This is a genomic window from Asticcacaulis sp. AC402 (genome assembly GCF_000495835.1).
In the GTDB taxonomy this organism is placed as follows: Bacteria; Pseudomonadota; Alphaproteobacteria; order Caulobacterales; family Caulobacteraceae; genus Asticcacaulis.
On the sequence record NZ_AWGC01000052.1, the window covers coordinates 1 to 17,697 of the forward strand.

The following is a 17,697-nucleotide window of genomic DNA, read 5'->3' on the forward strand; positions in this document are numbered from 1 at the left end:
GCCCACCAAGGCATGGGAAAACCGCCCTTGTCAGGGGGCGACTGTGTGGTACATGTCGGCGATGCACGATCTGACCGCACTGCAACAGACCCAGACGACGACCTTTTCGGGCCGCAACGTCGAACTGATGAAGGATGTCCGAAAGTACCTTGATGAAGCCGGTAAACTGTCCGGCGCGAAAGTCTTGTCGTTTGGCTGTTCGACCGGCGAAGAGTGCTTGGACCTTGCCGAAGTTATGCCGGACGGCAGGATCTACGGCACCGACATAAACGAGAAGGCGTTGATCAAGGCCCGGGCGCAATGCCCTGAGGACATCACGATCTTTATGTCCGCCGAATCCAGTCTTGCGAAACACGGCCCATTTGACGCGATCTTCGCTATGAGCGTGTTTTGCAAGTGGCCGAAGACTTCCGACATGACGGACATTTCCGAGGTCTACCCGTTCAGCCTTTTTGAAGAGGGGATATCGACACTGGACCGACACCTTAAGCCGGGTGGCGTTCTGTGTCTCTACAACAGCCAGTACATGTTGGACGATACCGCATTGGCGGAGCTATACCAACCGCTTGACCGATCTCAACCGCTATCGTCGGGATGGATGTTCAGATGCTCACCGGATGGCAGGGTCGCCACCCGGTGTCATTTTGAATTTGAAGGCACGATCTATACCGCTCAGCAATGGGCGGACAATGCCAAGGCCAACAGAGGCAAACCTCCCCGACCCGGAATCGTCAACGTTTTTCAAAAGTGGGAGGACGAGGCAAGGAGTGGACACCAACAGCCCGATGCTGTCATCTGGCGGAAAGCGTCAACTTAGGCGGTCACCTCGATGATGTCAGTGACGAAGCGACCGTTGAGAACTGCCGGGATCGTATAGCCACCTGCACCAATCACGACGCCGTTTGCCGCCTGATCTGCCGTCCCGTCCCCGAACTTGAAGGTCAGGTTATAGGTCGCAGCCGGAGGCTTGATCGTGAGAGCTACGGCCGCGCGCGTAACCTCAGCCAGAACTGTCGCGATAGGGCTTCCCCATCTCGTGGCGGTCGATACCTGATAGCCCGAGATGATAAAGCTTGCTGTGCTGGTAGAAGACAGGTTGCGCGCCGAATTGGTTGCGGCAAAAAACGCAAAACTGACAGCGGCTGCGTCAGTTCCTGTGGCAGGAGCGGTGATCCAAACCAAGAACAGACCAGTCGCCAGCTTCAAAATGCCGGACGACCTAGTGTTGGTGCCCTTGGCGCCCACGGCGCCGTCGCCAGACAGGTCAAAGTTCGCGAAAGTTTGCGTACCAAAGCAGGAACTGGGCATCCACATCTGGAACCACCCGGACGACAGGTCCTCAACAATGGCGTAAATCAGGTAGGGCGTTCCTGACGTGTATGTGTTGACTCCGATAGCCTTGTTGTAAGCGCGCGACGTTTCGTCAGCAGTAACCAAAATGGCATTGTAACTGCCAAAAGCGCCCTCTTGGTTATTCGTGGACCTGACCGGCGTTTTGGAGAACCAGTCCTCCTGCGTGATCGAGTTGGCCGCCAGACCAGTTTCCGCAGGCTCCACCAACAACCCCAGATCTGTCACCACAGGCACGCCGACGGTAGAAGTCGTGAATGTCCCTGCCGATGTCAACCCATACTGCTCCGAAGCCCGCGCAAACGTCGCCGCCGTCAATGTATTGATCAGGTTGGCAAAGCTGGTGAATTCCGATCAGCCAGGCCTCGATCTGGGCAGAGTCCTCCAGGATGGTCTGCGTGGCGCGCGGAGCGGCATACAGTTCATGGGCGACGATATCCGTGGTGCCGAGCAGAGGCGTGGCCGTCTCAGCGCGCGAACCGGCCTCCGATACCCAGCCCGCCGAACCTTTGGAGGTCTGGCGCACCAGGCGAATGGCCGGCGCCGTCCCGCTGCGAACGGTGGCAACCGAACGCATGGGGTTCATGTCGCGGGCCAGGCCGGCAATCGCCATGTCCAGCTCCGGCGTAACCAGAAAGCCGCCTTGCGAGTCGGTGCCCTCGGTGGCAGCGCGATATTGCACCGGGACGTTTTCACGACCGGAACCGCGGACCAGATACTCCGACAGAGCGTCCTGATGTTCGCTACGCTTCTGATCGGCCGGGTTGGACAGGTCGCTGCGCGCCAGGCGGGTTTCGATGGCCGTCAGCGCCGCCTCGACCGCGGCGATCTTGCGGGTTTCGGTCACGGCGTCATCCGCCCGCTTGCTGGCCTCGGCGAAGGCCGTTTCCATGCGCTTCTGGGCTTCGGTATGCACGCTGTCGCGCGTCTGCGCTTCGGTGCGGATGGCCTCGACGATTTCGAGAACCTTGGCGTTAGGGTCGTCCGACATGGGATAGCCTCATAAGAAAAAGTTGCTGTTCCAGACCCTTCATAAGGGCCGCTTCACCCGCTCCATCCCGGAGACCGGCCGCTTCAGGTGCCGCCGCTTCATCGCGAAGACCGGCGTCCCTGAAAATTCTGATCGCTTGCGCTTTCGCGGCGTTGCAGCTTTGGCCCTGCGCCCGCAGCGCGGCCTCCACCTGCCGAATGGTCAGGGCCTGATCGCCCGCCCCTCTCAGGCTCTCGATGACCGCGCCTGGAACCGAATTGGCGGTGACCAGGCTGATTTCGCGCAAGGCAACCTCGGTATAGGTCACCGTCCCGTCGGTCTCGACCCGCCACGCCACCGGCACAAAGCCGATCGACATGCCCAGCACGACCTTGAGGCGAAACAGACCACCGACCCATTCGCGCTCGGTGGCGACGATTTCGCCGCGTGCCCGCAGCCCTGTGTCATCTTCTGTCACCTCCTGCCACCCACCCACCGGCCGGTTGTCGGCATGATTGACATACATCGGCAGGGTCCGCTCCCGGCGCTTCCAGGCGGCTAAGCTCTTGATAAAACAGCCTTGCGCAAAGCGGGTATCGTGGCTATCAAGCGTATCGAACGGACAGGCAAAACCGTCGATTTTCCCCAGGATGCCAGACGTTTTGACAACGGACTCATTGGCGAAATCACCGGCGACGAAGCGGTACGCGACCACTCCGGCGACCGGAGCGTACTTAGGGTTCATGCGTCTGTGTCCTCATGGATTGGGAAAGGGTGAAACGGATGACGCAAGCACAGCCAGGCCGACTGAAGGCCATCGTCGTCGGCGGTTCGAATTCCGTCTATTACCCGGGTTATGTCTTTGAAACGATTAAGCAATGTAAGGAGCGCGGCCTCGACCTGACCGTCATCGATGACCTGGCGGTCGGCGCCACGACCTCGCTGGCCGGCCTCTACAACCTCGTCCGGTCGCAACAGGTGGCCAACGCTGACGTCCTGATCATCGAATATGCCCTCAACGATTCCTCCGCCTACGAACACGAGCGCAAGCTCCTGCATCACTGGTCACGCGTCTACGAAGCCATGCTGCGCCTGGCGCGCCGCCGCAATCCGCGCCTGCATGTCATCTCGGTCATTATCGAGCCGCGGCGCACGCCGCCCCAGCGCCGGCTGAACTACCTGCAAGGCGCCATCCACAAGCTGTCCGACTGGTACGACACCGAGGTCGTCGATACCGCCCGGCCGGTCCTGGCCGCCATGCCGTCACGCGACGACATGTACCTCGACCCCGTCCACTACGGGCCGGGCGGGATCGGCATGACGGGTGTATTGCTGGCCGACAGCCTGTGCCGCCTCGCCGCCAATCCGCGCGCCGAAGCCGCGCTTCCCGAACCGGTCGATATCCATAACTTTGAACACGCCCATGCCCTGGCGACAGAGCTGTTTCCGGGAACGGAACCGACCGTCTTCCAGAACAGTCGTTTCCGCAGCGAAGCCGTCACCCTGACCGACTCTGACCTGACGTTCCAGATCAGGAACGGCCGGCTCCTGGCCCTGATGTATGTCTGCGAGGCCAATACCCGTCCCCTCTACATCAAATCTGGCGGACGTCACTTCCACTACAACATCATGAAGCCCGGCGTCGCCGAGGGCCAGTTCCGTTTCCTGGTCAGTATGGCCGGCACCGAATTCCTGTATCCGGACGATATCGACCAGCCGGCCCCGGCCAGCCGCGACTACCACATTTCGCAGACGCCCTGGCCCGATACCGCGACGGTTGTCACCCCGGCCAATGGCGTCCCCAGCCCGGTCGACGGCCAATCCATCTTTTCCCTGATGGGCATTCTGTACTCGGGCGACCTGATCGACTTCACTGTGCGCCCCCCGCACGCGCAAGAGACCTGACCTTAAACACGGCACTGGTAGCTGACCGCTAAGAGGACCCCTCCGTCTCGACGCGTTTCGCCACTGGCCTTCGGCCTGGCTCACTTGCTCGCCATGGCACGGGCCACCCCGCTCCCCATCTTCGATAGGGAGGAGAAGAATGTAGGATTTTCAATTACTTCTCCTCCCTATTTCTTCAATGGGGAGCGGGGTGGCCCGTGCCATGGCGAGCAAGTGAGCCCCCCTTATGGGCGAAACGCGTCGAGACGGAGGGGTCCTCTTCGTTGAACGACGTAGACAAGTCAAAGCCATTTGCCGCTGGTATTACCCTTCCACCGCCACCAGAGCCGCCCTCGCCAAAGCCCCGCACCTCGCCCGCGACACAGCCGCTTCCGGCGCTTCACGCCACATCTCACGCGTCGCCGCGACGATCGACTGCGCCGTGATCACCGCCCGCTCCGGCTCGCCGGCCGGGGCTTCGCGCTCGATCGCCGTCGCCAGCTTGACCACCAGGTCCGCCAGCCCATCCGCCGCATCCTCACCCAGCCTTCGCGCGGCCGACTCCAGGATCACGCCCAACCGCCCGGCCAGCCGACGCTCAGGTCCACGCCTCACCCGCATATCCGTCATAACCGCGACCTACCCTTCCCAACCAGGTCCAGGGGCACCTCACTGGCACCGACCAGAACCATTTCGCCCGCCAAATCCGCGACCGGGCCATAGCCAGCCAGCCGGCGCTTTTCATTGATGCTCAAACCCACGAAGCGGGTCGCCCGTTCCCAGCGCACGCCTTCGTCGGAGAGACTGGCCGCGTCACCGCCATAGTCGAACCTGATCTCGACACCCGGCGCCAAGGGCTGCAACCACGCCGTCAACTCGGCGGCAATAAACCCGCACAACGGCCGCACCGCTTCGCGTGCAAACGCCACCCGCGCCTCAGCCTGGTTGTTGAAGGTGGAATCGCCGGCAATCCCCAGCAGGACCGGCGGCACCCCCAATCCGAAACAGATTTCCCGCGCCGTCGCGTTACGCAGCTCCATCGCCTGCATGTCCGACGACGACGCCCCCAGTTCCTGATAGGACAGGGTCCCGGCCAGAAACGTCGGCAGCCGGCGCGTCGCATCGTCCTTCATCTGCGCGTTCAGCCTGACGCGCTCCTCGCGGATCTGGTCAGGCTCCAGCGTCGAATCCTTGTCGACCACCACCACCGCCGGCCGCCGGCCCTGATGCTCGAACTGGCCCTTGGCATAGGTCCGTACGGCATTATTCTCCTCGATCGCGCGCCCGGCCATCTCGATGGGCGACGCCGCCCTGTCGCGGACATTGGGCCTCTGCCGGATGATCCGGCGCACCTCGCACCAGCCATCCGGTTCAAACGGAAACATCACCGGTCCGCCATTTTCACGCCGGAACGTGTAACCGCTCAGCACGCCCTGGCGATCGCGCCGGACCTCGAAACCCTTGTGGCCATGGACATACACCTCCGCCAGCCCCGCCGTTACGCGCAAGCCCCGCACATAGGCCTGGCCGCACGTCGCCAGCAGCACCGCCAGCCCGTACTTGACCTGCGCCGCGCTGTCCTCGCCATTGGCTCGCCGGTTCAGCACGCCCAGCAGCGGATGGTCCTCGACCTTCTTGCCGTCGCGCCAGACCTCGACCGGCAACTGCGCCACAGCCTGGCCGATCATGTCAGCGCAGCGCGCCGCCACCGGATTGCGGTAGGCGACGTCGTAGGCGTCCACGGCCCCGCCCAGCCAGTCGATCCAGCTCGTCTGCGGCCAAAAAAGGTTGGGCCTGTCGAGCCGCGCCCTGGAGTTCCGCGCCATGCTGCGCCGGAACCAGCCATCCCAGAAGGACATCAATAGACTCCGAATTCGATCTGGCGCCGGCTCAGCTCAGTCAGCGCCCACACCAGCGCATCCAGCCGGTCGGGCGACGCGCCGCGGACGGCATATCCATTCGGTGTCATCTGCAATAACTGCCCCTCCAGCGCCGCAAACTGGCGCCTGTGATAGACCTTGTGCTGCTCATAAAGGGCTGCGATCGGCTCGGCCCGCACCTGCTTGCCGCGGCTGGCGGTCACCTCCCGAATGCGGCAGGTCACGCCATTGACCCGCAGATTGCTGGCTACCAGATCACCGCCGAAATTCCGTTCGACCACCACGCAGTCGGCGCCATAGGCATCGACCGCCCGCAAGACTTCCGTCGCCCAGCCGCCCGGAGACTGCGCTGCCATCGACCGGTCCTCCAGCACCATATAGCTGTCGGCGCCATAGCGCCCGGCGACCACGATCCCGACCTCATCGCCACCACCGCCGGCGGGATCGACCCCGACCACGACGCGGCCGACGGCCTCCATCGGCCTGTCGCGACCCTGAACCCAGGCCCAGTCCAGCAAAGCCCGCGTCCACAGGGCGTTCTGCGCCGACGGCATGTAGGCGCCGTCCCAGATCCACGCCGCCCGCAACGGATCTTTTTTGCGGTCCAGCGCCATCTGCTCGCGCAGCGCATCCGGGAAATGCGGATTGCGGTCCCAGTTGATGTGGCGACACACCGCCTTGAACGGCGGTGTCCCGCCGCGAAAGAAGCGATCGACCGCATCGGTCGCCAGCATCGGGTTCCACAGGCACCACAGTTCGGACGCCGGTGTCCGCAAGACGGTCGGGATCAGCACGTCCAGCGACCTTTGCCGGCCTTCGCTGGCCTCCTCCCAGATGGTCAGGGTAGCCCCTTCCAACGACTTGATGCCTTCGGGTTTATTGCCGCGCCACAGGCCCAGAAACAGGATCTCGGCGCCATTCAGCCGGTTGTGGAACCGTCCGTTGGCCTGGCGGTAGATGGCGTCGAGCCCGTAGGCTTCGAGGCGGTTACGCACCAGGGTGAAGGAACTGTCGTCCAGGCTGGCCTGGATTTCACGGACAAAAACGACGCGCGCCTTTGGCGTCATCAGGCTGTGGAAGATGGCGGCATTGGCGAACTCCCAGGACTTGGCACCGCCGCGCCCGCCGAAAGCGGCGCGGAAGCGATAATGTCCCAACGCCTCATCGGTGAGAAACCGATAGGCCGGAAGCGGTACAATTTTCACTCAGAAAACGCTGTAGGAATCCCCTCTCCCCGCTCGCGGGGAGAGGGTAAGGGTGAGGGGCATGCGGTCGCCCCCCCATCTCCCGGGCCCGCCAGTTCAACACGCACAATCCTTGACGTTGAAATCTGGCACATCTGAATCGCCCGCCTCGTCAACCCCCGACGTATCATATTCGCCTTCTCCCAGTGGCGGCAGGTCACCGGTAATCACATACTGGATAACCGGCACATGCACCTGCCCCTTGTTGGCCACCTCAGCCTGCCGCCCGGCATGCTCCATCAAGAGCTTGGCAGCCGCTACCCTTGACGTTTCACTCTTTCCGCTGGCGACGATCTCGGTCAAATAACGGATGGCGATAGCCAGGCAGTCCGGCGGCTGAAAATCGTCCCTGAGGTCCAAGCGGGCCTTACGTCGCCTGGCCAGTTCCTCCTCCGAAGGCGGGGTCACGATGTCCTTCAAGGCCAAAATCCTCTGATGCTGCCTGCGGCTCATCGCCATCGGCCACCTCCAATGAAAAAGCCCGCCGGCTACCTCCGGTGGGCTTTGTCTGTCCGTCACAATCCTTGACGATGAGATTCAGCTCATCGGACTCGGCGCACCTGCCAACATGTAATCTAAGGCGCAGAAAACATTGACGAACTCCCTCTCCCCAGCCTCGCCGGCAGGCAAGAGGGGGAGAGGGCGGGGGTGAGGGTTTGGTGCGGCCAACAACGGCAAGAAACGAACCTGCGCTAACCCACCTCTTGCCGCCAACAACCGCATCGCCGCCGCCATCATCCCGTCACCATGCACGTGCACCTTCAACCCCGGCACCAGTTCCATATATCTCAGACCGGCCCGAACCTCCGCCGCCCAGGTCTGCGTCGTCCGATACAGCCGCGCCCCTACTCGCACCTCGATATCACACGACCGGTCATGGTCCTGCGCCACCGCATGATCGCGGCCATCATCGCTGTAACAGCAATCCCAGCCCTGGATATGCGCCTCGCGAAACCCGAGGCTGTAAACCAACCCCAACACGGTCCCGGTCACACTGACGCCCGGCGCGATAACATGGCTGCCGTCGGGCAAGGCTTGCGCCCCGCCATCGCCCACATGCCACAAAAACACCTGCTGTCCCGCCAGCCGGTCGAACACCGCCGGATGACACTTGCTGGCCACCAGATGCCGGGTTCGAGGCTTGGGTTCCGCCACATGGTCCGCCACGCACGCCCGCGCATCGACGGCCGCCCACAGATCCGGCCCGTCGCCGAACAACCGGTAGGCCCCGTTCAAGGCCAGGGACGGGGAACGCAACGGCGCATTCACGACCGACGGCCCGTTGGCATAAACATGCACCGGCCGCGCCAGGTTCAATCCTGATGGCGCCAGGGGCAATCCGCGCGCCAGGGCTGACACCACATGGGCCTGGACCTGGGCATCATCGAACCCGGTATCGGTCTCGAACGCCACCACAACGCCCTCCGCGACGGGTCGGGCCACAGCCGTCCACCGCCCCGGCGCCTCAACGACATAGTCCAACCGCATGGCACCCCGGGACAGCAAAAAGCCCCGGGGCACGAACCCAGGGGCTGAAGAACCGTTACGTCACAATCCGTGACCATGAAAAAACGGGTCATCTGATTCTGCGCATGCGTCAAGCCAATTTTTCAGCGCAATCGCGTCCCTCTTCTTGTTATAAATCCTGGATTGTTGACGCTTATCCACGCGAACGCCCGCAATGCGCCATCGGCGTGCCGGTGACCTTGAGTCAAAAAGCCGCACGCACCTCAGCCCCGCGTGAAGCGCGCCGGACCTGACACGGTCAAGTATGCACGCGCGGGCGGGGTCCTGCAACCGGTCACCTCGTAAGCCGCGGCAAAAACCCTCTATCCTTTGGACGGTTTGCCAAACGCGGGACGTTTTCGAATTGACAAATCTCGTCATTGGATTAATTCTGGATGTGTCCGGGCAGACCGGGCCTTATCGCACTGAGGGAGCCTCATGCACTACGATTTCACTGTCTTTATCGGGCGTTTCGAGCCCTTTCACAACGGCCACATGGCGGTTGTCCGCCGCGCGCTCGAATCCTGCGACCGGCTGATCGTCCTCGTTGGTTCCGCCCACTCGGCGCGCTCGACCCGCAACCCGTTTTCCGCCGCCGAGCGCGAAGTCATGATCCGCGCAGCCCTGGGCGCCGACGCCGGTCGCGTTGTCATCCGCCATCTCGTCGATCACCTCTACAACGAAGGCGCCTGGCAGGCCGACGTCCAGGAACACGTCGCCAATGTCATTGTCGAAAGCGGAAAAGATCCCGCGCAGGTTCGCATCGGTCTGGTCGGCCACGACAAGGATGACAGCTCGTGGTACCTGCATGCCTTTCCGCAGTGGGACCTGATCGAGGTCCCCTTCGCCACCACCCTTTCGGCGACCGAACTGCGCGGCCACCTGTTCGCCGCCGACGAAGGCGCCCTGCGCCTGATCCAGGCCAATGTCCCCCAGGCGGTCCATGAAACCCTGCTGGCCTTCCGCAAGACGAAAACCTTCGCCCAGCTGGCCGATGAGCAGCGCCATATCGCGGCCTACCGCGCCGCGTGGGATGCTGCCCCCTACCCGCCGACGTTCGTGACCGTCGACGCGGTCATCGTCCACTCCGGCCACGTCCTGCTGGTCAAGCGCGGCGCCCATCCCGGCAAGGGTCTGTGGGCCTTGCCGGGCGGCTTCCTCAATCCCAATGAAACCCTGCTGACGGCCGCCATCCGCGAGCTCAAGGAGGAAACCCGCATCAAATTACCGATCCCGGTGCTGAAGGGCAGCCTGAAGGGCCGCCAGGTCTTCGATGACCCGGACCGCTCGCAGCGCGGCCGCACCATCACCCACGCCTTCTATTTCGAGTTCGCCAGCGGTGACCTGCCGGCGGTGCGCGGTTCGGACGACGCTGCCCGTGCCCGCTGGGTCCCCCTGGCCGAAGCCCGCCGCCTGCGCGAACACCTGTTCGAGGACCACTACTTCATCCTCGAACACTTCTTGGGAACCGCCTAAAAACATACCTCCCCGCCGAAGGTGGGGAGGGGCACTGCCCAAAGCCGCAGCCTAGCGAAGGCGAAGGGTGGTGGTGGGGCGACTTTCTTTGCCCCAAACTCAAGAGCAACCCCAGGGGATAGACCCCGACGCGTTCAAACCACAGAAGGAGCTTCTGTCATGACCAATCCGATCCTTAACACCGACAGCTACAAGGCCAGCCACTACCTGCAATATCCGCAAGGCACGCAACAGGTCTTTTCCTATGTCGAAGCCCGAGGCGGCCCCTATGCCGAAGCCTTGTTCTTCGGTCTTCAGGCCATACTGAAGGCGGAATTCGCCGCCCCCGTCACCCGTGCCGACCTCGAAGAAGCCCGCGATATCCTGCCGGCCCACGGCCTGCCCTTCCATGAGGCCGGCTGGCAGTTGCTGCTCGACCGTCACGGCGGCCGCCTGCCGCTGGAGATCCGCGCCCAGCCAGAAGGCACGATCGCTCCGGTCCGTCTGCCGATGATGACGGTGGTCAATACCGATCCCGACTTCTTCTGGCTGACCAGCTATGTCGAAACTGCCCTGTTGCGCGTCTGGTACCCGATCACGGTGGCCACCATCAGCCACGGCGTGCGCCGCATCATCCGCGACGCCCTGGTCAGGACATCCGACGATCCCGATGGCGAACTGCCGTTCAAACTGCACGATTTCGGCGCCCGCGGCGTCTCTTCGGCACAGTCGGCAGCCCTGGGCGGTCTGGCCCATCTTGTCAACTTCCAGGGGACAGACACCCTGGCCGCCATCCTCGCCGCCCGCAAATACTACCACGAACCCATGGCCGGTTACTCGATCCCGGCGGCGGAACATTCGACCATCACCAGCTGGGAACGGCCGAACGAACAGGCCGCCTATGCCAATATGGTCCAGCAATTCGGCAAGCCCGGAGCCCTGTTCGCCGTCGTCTCGGACTCCTACGACCTGTACCATGCTGTCGACCACATCTGGGGTGAAGCCCTGCGTCATAAGGTTATCGACAGCGGCGCCACCCTGGTCGTCCGCCCCGACAGCGGCGACCCCGTCGAGGTCGTATCGAAAACCCTGCACCTGCTGGCCAACCGTTTCGGTACTGAAACCAACACCAAGGGCTTCCGCGTCCTGAACAATGTTCGTGTCATCCAGGGCGACGGGGTCAATCCCGTCAGCATCGCTGCCATCCTCGACCGCATCACGGCCGAAGGCTTCAGCGCCTCGAACCTGGCCTTCGGCATGGGCGGCGCCCTGCTGCAGAAATGCGACCGCGACACCCTGCAATTTGCCTACAAGGCCTCGGCCGCCAGGGTCAACGGCGTTTGGCGCGATGTCTACAAGGATCCGGTCACCGACACTGGCAAACGCTCGAAACGCGGCCTGCTGGGTCTCGGCGCCGATTACAAAACCGTTGCCGTCCGCGACAGCGACTGGCAGCCGGTTGGCGGCGGCGAGAACCTGCTGCAGCCGGTATGGCGCAACGGCGAACTGCTGCGCGACGAACCCTTGGGCGCCATCCGCGCCCGCGCGGCCGCTTTCGGCACGTGACATCGTCGTAGGGGCGATGTTACACCAGCCCGCGATGACCTTGACTCATCGCGGGCTGGCAAGCGCGACTGCGCGCCCGAGCCTATGCGAGGAGCCATGCGGCGCCTGAGCTGAAAAAATGCGAATACCGAGCGTCATTCTTTATGAGGCTTGGTATTAGATTGTGGCATGCTTGGGGGGGGGGGACACCATGACACGACGCCGCAACGCCTTGGCTTCTGCCCTCGTCGGCCTGGGCCTTGCCGTCTCGCAGGCTCAGGCCGCTCCGCCGCCTTGTACGGATGCCATGACGGCGGACCTTCCCCAACCTCGCAACTAGAGCTGGGGGAGAACCCGACAGCGCCCACGTCAAAAACCTTGCGAAGACCACCAACCAATGATGACTCTGACTCATCAGTGTTAGTTCCTTCTCCTCCCCGTTTCTTCAATGGGGAGGAGGCGAGCAAGCGAAGCCGGCCCGAAGGCCACCGGCGAGCGCGTCGAAACGGAGGGGGCCACTTTACTGCGATGTGTCAAAATCATCCTTGGTTGGTCTAACTCCATCGAAAACCGCCTTCTTACGCCTGGCACCGCTCCTGACCTGCACGGTAGTTCAGAATTTGAGTCGGCCCCCTTTCTTTCATGAACCCTTTCTTTAGCGCTCTGTCGCAGGCCCGTTGAGATCCTGGAGGATGGCGCTGATACGGGCGTTGGCCGGATCAAGCACCAGTGCACGCTGGTAGCTTTCCTTCGCCAGAGCGGTCTCTCCCGCCACACGATAGGCTTCGCCAAGACTATCATGTGCATTAGCAGACTGCGGAAAACGAGCCGCGTTCCATTGGAATACTGGCAGCCCGGCATGGACGTCGAGTATGTTCATTGCATCATAGCCGACGCGGTTGACAATGCCTTCGAGGCTGTCGCCAGGCACTGTAGCGGCAAGCTGTGCGATAGCCTGGTCCCATCGGCCGCAGGCCAGTCCGCGATACAGAATTTCTTCCTGTTCCTCGCCCGCGCGCGCGGCGCCGGGCATAACGCGGTCCGCAATGAGCGTTGCGACGCGATGCCTGTCGAATGTCGTGCGGCCGCCATTGTCCAGATAGATCACCGTGGCGCAATCGTCGGGGTCCGATGTTCGGAAGAAGTGTCTCCACACGAGACGTACGCCCCCGCCATGCCCGACGATCGTCACATCATTGTGCCGATAATACTCCCAGCCATGCGTGTGCCATGCCGCCTCGCCCGACGGCATAGGAAACGGTGCCCATGAAGCGCGCAATGGACCAAGCGGGATCAGCTCACCGCGAAGAAGGGACTCGCTCCAGGCCACAAGATCCGACAGCGGCGCGCGTATCCCCCTTGACCCGTATGTATAGGGCGGCCCGGACTCAGGAAGGAAGGGAACCGGTGGCCGGTCCCGCGCCGGAACCGACTGATAGCTCGTTACCAATCCCGAAGGCCGCCTGTTCGCGTCAGGATAGCGGGTGTGGTGAACTCCGGCCTGACGAAACTGGTGATTTACGAGTGTGGTCAGTTTCGTGCCTGTCGCCTGCTCCAATGCCGCCTTGGCAAATAAAAAGTTGGTCTGGTTGTAATCGTTGCGTGTTCCGGCAGCGAATCGCAGCGGTAAATCCCGAATGGCGGCGAAGGCCTGATCGGCTGTTGGCGCTATATGGTCGGGGATGTAATCCGGCAATCCGGAGACATGGGCAATGGCTTGGGCAAGGGAGATCGTGCGCCATGTCTCAGGAAGTCCTGGTCGTATTGCGCCCAGCGGCATGTTCAGATCGATTTGCCCCCGCTCGCGCGCCTTTAGAAGTTCGACGACGAGAAACAGCTTTGAAATGGAGAACAGCGGATACACCGAACGATCGGTGATCCGCGTTCCCTGATCGCGATCCGCCAAACCGGCGTGCCGGCTGTAGATGTGCGTGCCGCGCCGCAGTACGGCTACCGAATAGCCCACCGTTTCGTAAGCGCCCGCAGTGGCGTCAAGAAGCTCATCGATACGTCCGGTCTGCGTCGCAGTCTGCGCCGCGGTTGCAGAACTAAAGGATGCCGTGAGACCAGAGAGGCCAAAGCCAAGGACACGGCGCCGGTCTGGCGTAAACCTGTCTGGCGCAAATAAGACGTTCGTCTTTGACAAAGGGCGGCTCCCATCCAAGATTGCGCTCACGATACGGGTCGGATATCATGGACCTGTAGATGGGACGAATGACAAACCCTGACTTTGTCTGACATAGACTGACCGCGCCTCCATCTTGGGCGCCTTGCGAGTAGCTTGAGATGCTTCGTTTCGCTGACTTTTGCGTCGATCCCGCCGCGCTACAGATTCACCGCGGCACTGTGTCGCTCGACGCTTCGCCGCAAGTGGTTGAGGTTCTGGTTTATCTCATCGAACATGGCGACCGGATCGTCACCAGGCATGAACTGCTCGATCGTTTTTGGCCGCATGCCGCAATTGGCGGCGATGCAGCGCTCAATACCTGTATCCGGCGTATTCGGAGCTTGCTGGGTGATGACGCTGATGCGCCACGCTTCATCCAGACCCGGCCACGATCAGGGTATCGCTTTATCGGAACGATCCTTGCTGTGAGTTCAGAGCCCAAACCTGAACCCGAACACCAGACCCGCAAGGTCGGCAGGCTTACGGTTCTGGCGGGTCTGCTGATCCCGCTCGCGATCGGAGGGGCGGTATGGCAGCAAGGGGCGATGTTTCCGGTCCAACAGCGCATCGCCATCGAGCCGGTGACGGGCCTTTGCGAATATGTCCTGTTCCCGAAATTCAATGCGGGACTTCGTGAAAGCTTCGTGGCCGAAGTCAGTCACAGGCTGCCGGCGGGTTATTCCGTCGCTGCCAGCGGGACGAAGGCTGATCTGCGAGCGCGTGTCAGTGTTCGTCAGACCCCTAAGCAAACGACGGTCGTGGTGACGCTCACCCAGGACGGATCAGGCAGGATTGTATGGTCCGATCAGTTCGCCGCTCCCACGGACACGGAGGACTATGTGCCGCTGCAAACCGCCATGGCAAAACGCATGGCGACAGGACTGGCTCGGGCCATTAAACGTCCGGCTTGAAATCTGGCCCTCAACCAGACGATCCAGCAGTGATCGGTTCGCACGCTGGCAAGAAAGGTGTCGGAGTCAATCTCTGAACCATCAAATTTGCGACGCGCGTGCTGCCCTTCAGGTTTGGCACCAGCCTTTCAGGTCGCAGCTAACAACCTCGTGCTTCGACATCTTCTCACAACGACGCCATATCCCAGCGATACCACATTCCCAACCATGGGATTCCCCTGTCGGATGAAGCAACGACGACCAGCGCGTTGCAAAATGTCACCACTGGCATCGTTTGTAACTAAATTGTTGCATTAGGCCAAATATGTCTGAATAGTGTCTCTCACTAACCAATAAAAAGGCCCTCAGGCCGACAGTCTTCAGATGATGTGGTCCCATGTTGAATTTTGTATTTCGCTCTCCTCGCCGATCGTCTCTGCGCACGGCATTGCTGCTGTCGGCCAGTGTGATCCTGTCCGCCGTCACGGTTCCTCATGCCATGGCAGCAACCGACCCTGTGACCGCGGTTGCGCCCAGTGCAGAGGCCTTCGGCAAACTGCCGGCTTTGACCAGCATGACCCTGTCGCCGGACGGCAAGCATATGGCGGCTATCGTTTCCCCTGATGGCAAGGTCGCACGGATCGCCGTCTGGGAGGTTAGCGCACTGAATGTGGCCCCGACGCAACTCGCGCTGGATCCGCGCGTCAGCCTGGTCTCTGTCAGCTTCGTCAAGGACGGCGTTCTGGCCGTCGAAACCCGGCAATTGTTTGGCGTGGCCGGTGAGGATACGCACCTGTTCCAGACATTGTTTACCGACCTTAAGGGTAGCAAATGGAGCACGGGCCTGCCGCGCGCCGAAAAATCCATTGATGCAGACTACAAAGAAATCGACATTATCGTAAACCAGCCGCGCATCGTCTCGACCCTGCCGCTCGACCCTGACAATATCCTGATTCAAGATAGCGACGGGGCTGTGTATAAGTCGAATCCCCTGACCGGCAAGTATCTCAAGGTTGCCCAGATTGGTCAGCGCGAGACCCTGGCCTATTTTGATCAGAAGGGCGTGCTGCGGGCCAAGGTCGGGATAGAACTCAACGCCGAACCGCCCGCAACGGTGCAGTTTATCCTCAACCCCGAAACCCGGAGGATGGAGGAACATTTCCGCGCCCCGTTGCGTGAACGCGACTTCCCGTCGGTCGTAGGACTAACACCGGACCCAAACATTGTTCTGGTTCAGGCGCGCCGCGACAAGGACAATACGGTTGTCTACAACTATGACATAAAAAACAAAGCCTTCGTCGATATTGCTTTTGAACACCCGCTTTTTGACGCCGGCTCGGTGCTGATCGCTCCGGAAAGCCTTGAGCCCATCGTTTTTTACTATGAGGGCGAACGTCCGACGGCCTATTATGTCAATGAGAACCTCGAGTCCTTGATGAAAGGCATTGCCCAGGCTTTGGGCGTCAAATCCGAGTTGATCGATTGGACCACGCTGAATGGTGGGAAAAAGGTCAAGTTCCGCGTCACGGACGGCCCGGACGTCAATCTGGTTGATATTTCCAACAATCGCGCCACGGCTATTATTTCGCTCGAAGGCTCCGCCCAACCCGCGACCTATTATCTTTATCAGGAAGGACAGCCCCTGGTCTCTCTCGGCAGTGCGCGTCCGGATTTGGACACGACATTGCTGGGTGATGGTTACCTGACCCAGTTCACGGCGCGTGATGGTCGTCCGATACCTGCTTTCGTTTATAGACCGAACGAAACGCGCTACGGCACAGGGCCTTATCCGACGATTATCCTTCCGCACGGCGGCCCATGGGCGCGCGACTACAATGACAGTATCGACCCATGGGTGCAGTACTTTGTCGCCCGCGGTTACCTGGTCGCCAAACCACAGTTCCGCGGCTCTGCCGGTTGGGGCCTGTCACAGTTGGCAGCGGGGGATAACAGGTGGGGCCTTGAAATGTCCGACGATATGGACGACGTCGCGCTGGGTCTTGTGGCTCAGGGCCTGGCGAACAAAGACAGGCTGGCCATTCACGGCTATTCGTTTGGTGGATATTCCGCCATGGCAGCCGTCGTACGTCCTAACCAGATCTACCAGTGCGCCATGTCGGGTGCCGGACCGGCTTCACCGTCCAGCATGAAGTATGAGACTGGCATGAACCGTGTCCTCGAGCACCGTCAGCGTCCCTTTGTCGACGGGCTTGACGCCAGGTCCGCGGCCCGCAGCGCCTCCATCCCAATTCTCATCTATCATGGCGACCGCGACACCAATGTGCGTCCGGCGGAATCGGAAATCTTCCATGGCGCCCTTCGCGGCGCCGGCAAGACGACCGAAAGGGTCGTCTTCAAGGATATGGGCCACGGTTCGGTGACCTGGTCGCCGGAGAATATGATTGACCTGCTCAAGCTTCTGGAAGTGTATGTCACGACCAAGTGCGGCCCTGACGGGCTGTAGTCGCGCCGATCCGTGTGCCAATCGCATCTGATTAACGCCAACCCTCGATGACCTTGACACATCGCGGGTTGGCAAGCGCGCCAGAGAACGTACTTCGGGCGCCCGAGCATATGCGAGGCGCCATGGTGGGCGCCTGGTCCGGCACTTGAGCTGAAAAAAGCGAATACCAAGCGTCATTCTTTTTGAGGCTCGGTATTATACCAACGGCATTAATCAATGACCCTTGCGTATTCTCTGGTTCCGATTGACCTTATAGTGTCTGGCAAGTCCATGAGACATTTCCATGCCTTGCACGACGCTTCAACGATCTCGTCGTAGTTTTCGTAGACACGGTTTGCGAGG

Annotated in this window: 15 protein-coding genes; 6 read left to right on the forward strand and 9 right to left on the reverse strand. The window is 61.5% G+C overall.

Annotated features, from left to right (window positions below; genetic code table 11):
- A partial coding sequence (locus tag ABAC402_RS0121030; protein ID WP_031236118.1) for a trans-aconitate 2-methyltransferase occupies positions 1-817 on the forward strand: 817 nt, incomplete at its 5' end.
- Here the strand turns inward: ABAC402_RS0121030 and ABAC402_RS38640 are convergent.
- From ABAC402_RS38640 to ABAC402_RS38650, 3 genes are read right to left on the reverse strand one after another with little or no spacing between them, the layout of a single operon-like run.
- Positions 814-1,557 carry a hypothetical protein gene (locus tag ABAC402_RS38640; RefSeq protein WP_162148553.1) on the reverse strand — a complete coding sequence of 248 codons (744 nt, stop codon included), beginning with the start codon at positions 1,555-1,557 and terminating at the stop codon, positions 814-816. The two genes, ABAC402_RS0121030 and ABAC402_RS38640, sit on opposite strands and share 4 nt — an antisense overlap.
- Positions 1,472-2,341, reverse strand: coding sequence for a phage major capsid protein (locus ABAC402_RS38645; RefSeq protein WP_023451314.1), 870 nt, complete (start codon positions 2,339-2,341; stop codon positions 1,472-1,474). The genes ABAC402_RS38640 and ABAC402_RS38645 overlap by 86 nt, the downstream gene beginning before the upstream one ends.
- Positions 2,325-3,065 (reverse strand): HK97 family phage prohead protease, encoded by a 741-nt coding sequence (locus ABAC402_RS38650; protein ID WP_023451315.1) that lies wholly within the window; start codon positions 3,063-3,065, stop codon positions 2,325-2,327. The genes ABAC402_RS38645 and ABAC402_RS38650 overlap by 17 nt, the downstream gene beginning before the upstream one ends.
- Positions 3,066-3,103: 38 nt before the next feature.
- On the opposite strand from ABAC402_RS38650, the gene ABAC402_RS38655 reads away from it, so the two are divergent.
- Positions 3,104-4,225 carry an SGNH/GDSL hydrolase family protein gene (locus ABAC402_RS38655; RefSeq protein WP_023451316.1) on the forward strand — a complete coding sequence of 374 codons (1,122 nt, stop codon included), beginning with the start codon at positions 3,104-3,106 and terminating at the stop codon, positions 4,223-4,225.
- Between the two features lie 303 nt (positions 4,226-4,528).
- Here ABAC402_RS38655 and ABAC402_RS38660 read toward each other — a convergent pair whose 3' ends face one another.
- The 5 genes from ABAC402_RS38660 to ABAC402_RS38680 all read right to left on the reverse strand — a co-directional run bounded on the left by ABAC402_RS38660 (position 4,529) and on the right by ABAC402_RS38680 (position 8,816).
- Positions 4,529-4,834, reverse strand: a complete 306-nt coding sequence (locus tag ABAC402_RS38660) for a hypothetical protein (RefSeq protein WP_023451317.1) — start codon at positions 4,832-4,834, stop codon at positions 4,529-4,531.
- Positions 4,831-6,063 (reverse strand): phage portal protein, encoded by a 1,233-nt coding sequence (locus tag ABAC402_RS38665; RefSeq protein WP_023451318.1) that lies wholly within the window; start codon positions 6,061-6,063, stop codon positions 4,831-4,833. The genes ABAC402_RS38660 and ABAC402_RS38665 overlap by 4 nt, the downstream gene beginning before the upstream one ends.
- The gene (locus ABAC402_RS38670) at positions 6,063-7,289 is read right to left on the reverse strand and encodes a phage terminase large subunit (RefSeq protein ID WP_023451319.1); all 1,227 of its coding nucleotides are present in this window, start codon (positions 7,287-7,289) and stop codon (positions 6,063-6,065) included. Before ABAC402_RS38670 ends, ABAC402_RS38665 begins: the two co-directional genes overlap by 1 nt.
- A 96-nt stretch (positions 7,290-7,385) precedes the next feature.
- A complete protein-coding gene (locus tag ABAC402_RS38675) occupies positions 7,386-7,787 on the reverse strand; it encodes a hypothetical protein (protein ID WP_023451320.1) in 402 nt (133 codons plus the stop codon).
- A 78-nt stretch (positions 7,788-7,865) separates the two neighbouring features.
- On the reverse strand, positions 7,866-8,816 hold the full coding sequence (locus ABAC402_RS38680) for a hypothetical protein (RefSeq protein ID WP_023451321.1): 951 nt from the start codon (positions 8,814-8,816) through the stop codon (positions 7,866-7,868).
- A gap of 456 nt (positions 8,817-9,272) precedes the next feature.
- Between ABAC402_RS38680 and ABAC402_RS38685 the strand changes: the two genes are divergently transcribed.
- Complete coding sequence (locus tag ABAC402_RS38685; protein WP_023451322.1) at positions 9,273-10,310, forward strand: bifunctional nicotinamide-nucleotide adenylyltransferase/Nudix hydroxylase; 1,038 nt, start codon at positions 9,273-9,275, stop codon at positions 10,308-10,310.
- Positions 10,311-10,469: 159 nt separating this feature from the next.
- Positions 10,470-11,855, forward strand: coding sequence for a nicotinate phosphoribosyltransferase (locus ABAC402_RS38690; protein ID WP_023451323.1), 1,386 nt, complete (start codon positions 10,470-10,472; stop codon positions 11,853-11,855).
- A 634-nt stretch (positions 11,856-12,489) separates the two neighbouring features.
- Here ABAC402_RS38690 and ABAC402_RS38695 read toward each other — a convergent pair.
- Positions 12,490-13,980, reverse strand: a complete 1,491-nt coding sequence (locus ABAC402_RS38695) for a serine hydrolase (protein ID WP_031236122.1) — start codon at positions 13,978-13,980, stop codon at positions 12,490-12,492.
- Positions 13,981-14,120: 140 nt separating this feature from the next.
- On the opposite strand from ABAC402_RS38695, the gene ABAC402_RS38700 reads away from it, so the two are divergent.
- Together ABAC402_RS38700 and ABAC402_RS38705 are read left to right on the forward strand one after the other, a co-directional pair.
- A complete protein-coding gene (locus ABAC402_RS38700) occupies positions 14,121-14,912 on the forward strand; it encodes a winged helix-turn-helix domain-containing protein (protein ID WP_023451325.1) in 792 nt (263 codons plus the stop codon).
- Between the two features lie 376 nt (positions 14,913-15,288).
- Positions 15,289-17,355, forward strand: a complete 2,067-nt coding sequence (locus ABAC402_RS38705) for a S9 family peptidase (RefSeq protein ID WP_082180096.1) — start codon at positions 15,289-15,291, stop codon at positions 17,353-17,355.
- Positions 17,356-17,697 lie beyond the last annotated feature (342 nt).

Excerpts from the sequence above, each read along its gene's own strand:
- ABAC402_RS38705 (WP_082180096.1), top strand. The coding sequence starts at position 15,289 with ATGTTGAATTTTGTATTTCGCTCTCCTCGCCGATCGTCTCTGCGCACG.
- ABAC402_RS38645 (WP_023451314.1), bottom strand. The coding sequence starts at position 2,341 with ATGTCGGACGACCCTAACGCCAAGGTTCTCGAAATCGTCGAGGCCATC.
- ABAC402_RS38685 (WP_023451322.1), top strand. The coding sequence starts at position 9,273 with ATGCACTACGATTTCACTGTCTTTATCGGGCGTTTCGAGCCCTTTCAC.
- ABAC402_RS38690 (WP_023451323.1), top strand. The coding sequence starts at position 10,470 with ATGACCAATCCGATCCTTAACACCGACAGCTACAAGGCCAGCCACTAC.
- ABAC402_RS38650 (WP_023451315.1), bottom strand. The coding sequence starts at position 3,065 with ATGAACCCTAAGTACGCTCCGGTCGCCGGAGTGGTCGCGTACCGCTTC.
- ABAC402_RS38680 (WP_023451321.1), bottom strand. The coding sequence starts at position 8,816 with ATGCGGTTGGACTATGTCGTTGAGGCGCCGGGGCGGTGGACGGCTGTG.
- ABAC402_RS38700 (WP_023451325.1), top strand. The coding sequence starts at position 14,121 with ATGCTTCGTTTCGCTGACTTTTGCGTCGATCCCGCCGCGCTACAGATT.
- ABAC402_RS38660 (WP_023451317.1), bottom strand. The coding sequence starts at position 4,834 with ATGACGGATATGCGGGTGAGGCGTGGACCTGAGCGTCGGCTGGCCGGG.
- ABAC402_RS38675 (WP_023451320.1), bottom strand. The coding sequence starts at position 7,787 with ATGGCGATGAGCCGCAGGCAGCATCAGAGGATTTTGGCCTTGAAGGAC.
- ABAC402_RS38655 (WP_023451316.1), top strand. The coding sequence starts at position 3,104 with ATGACGCAAGCACAGCCAGGCCGACTGAAGGCCATCGTCGTCGGCGGT.
- ABAC402_RS38665 (WP_023451318.1), bottom strand. The coding sequence starts at position 6,063 with ATGTCCTTCTGGGATGGCTGGTTCCGGCGCAGCATGGCGCGGAACTCC.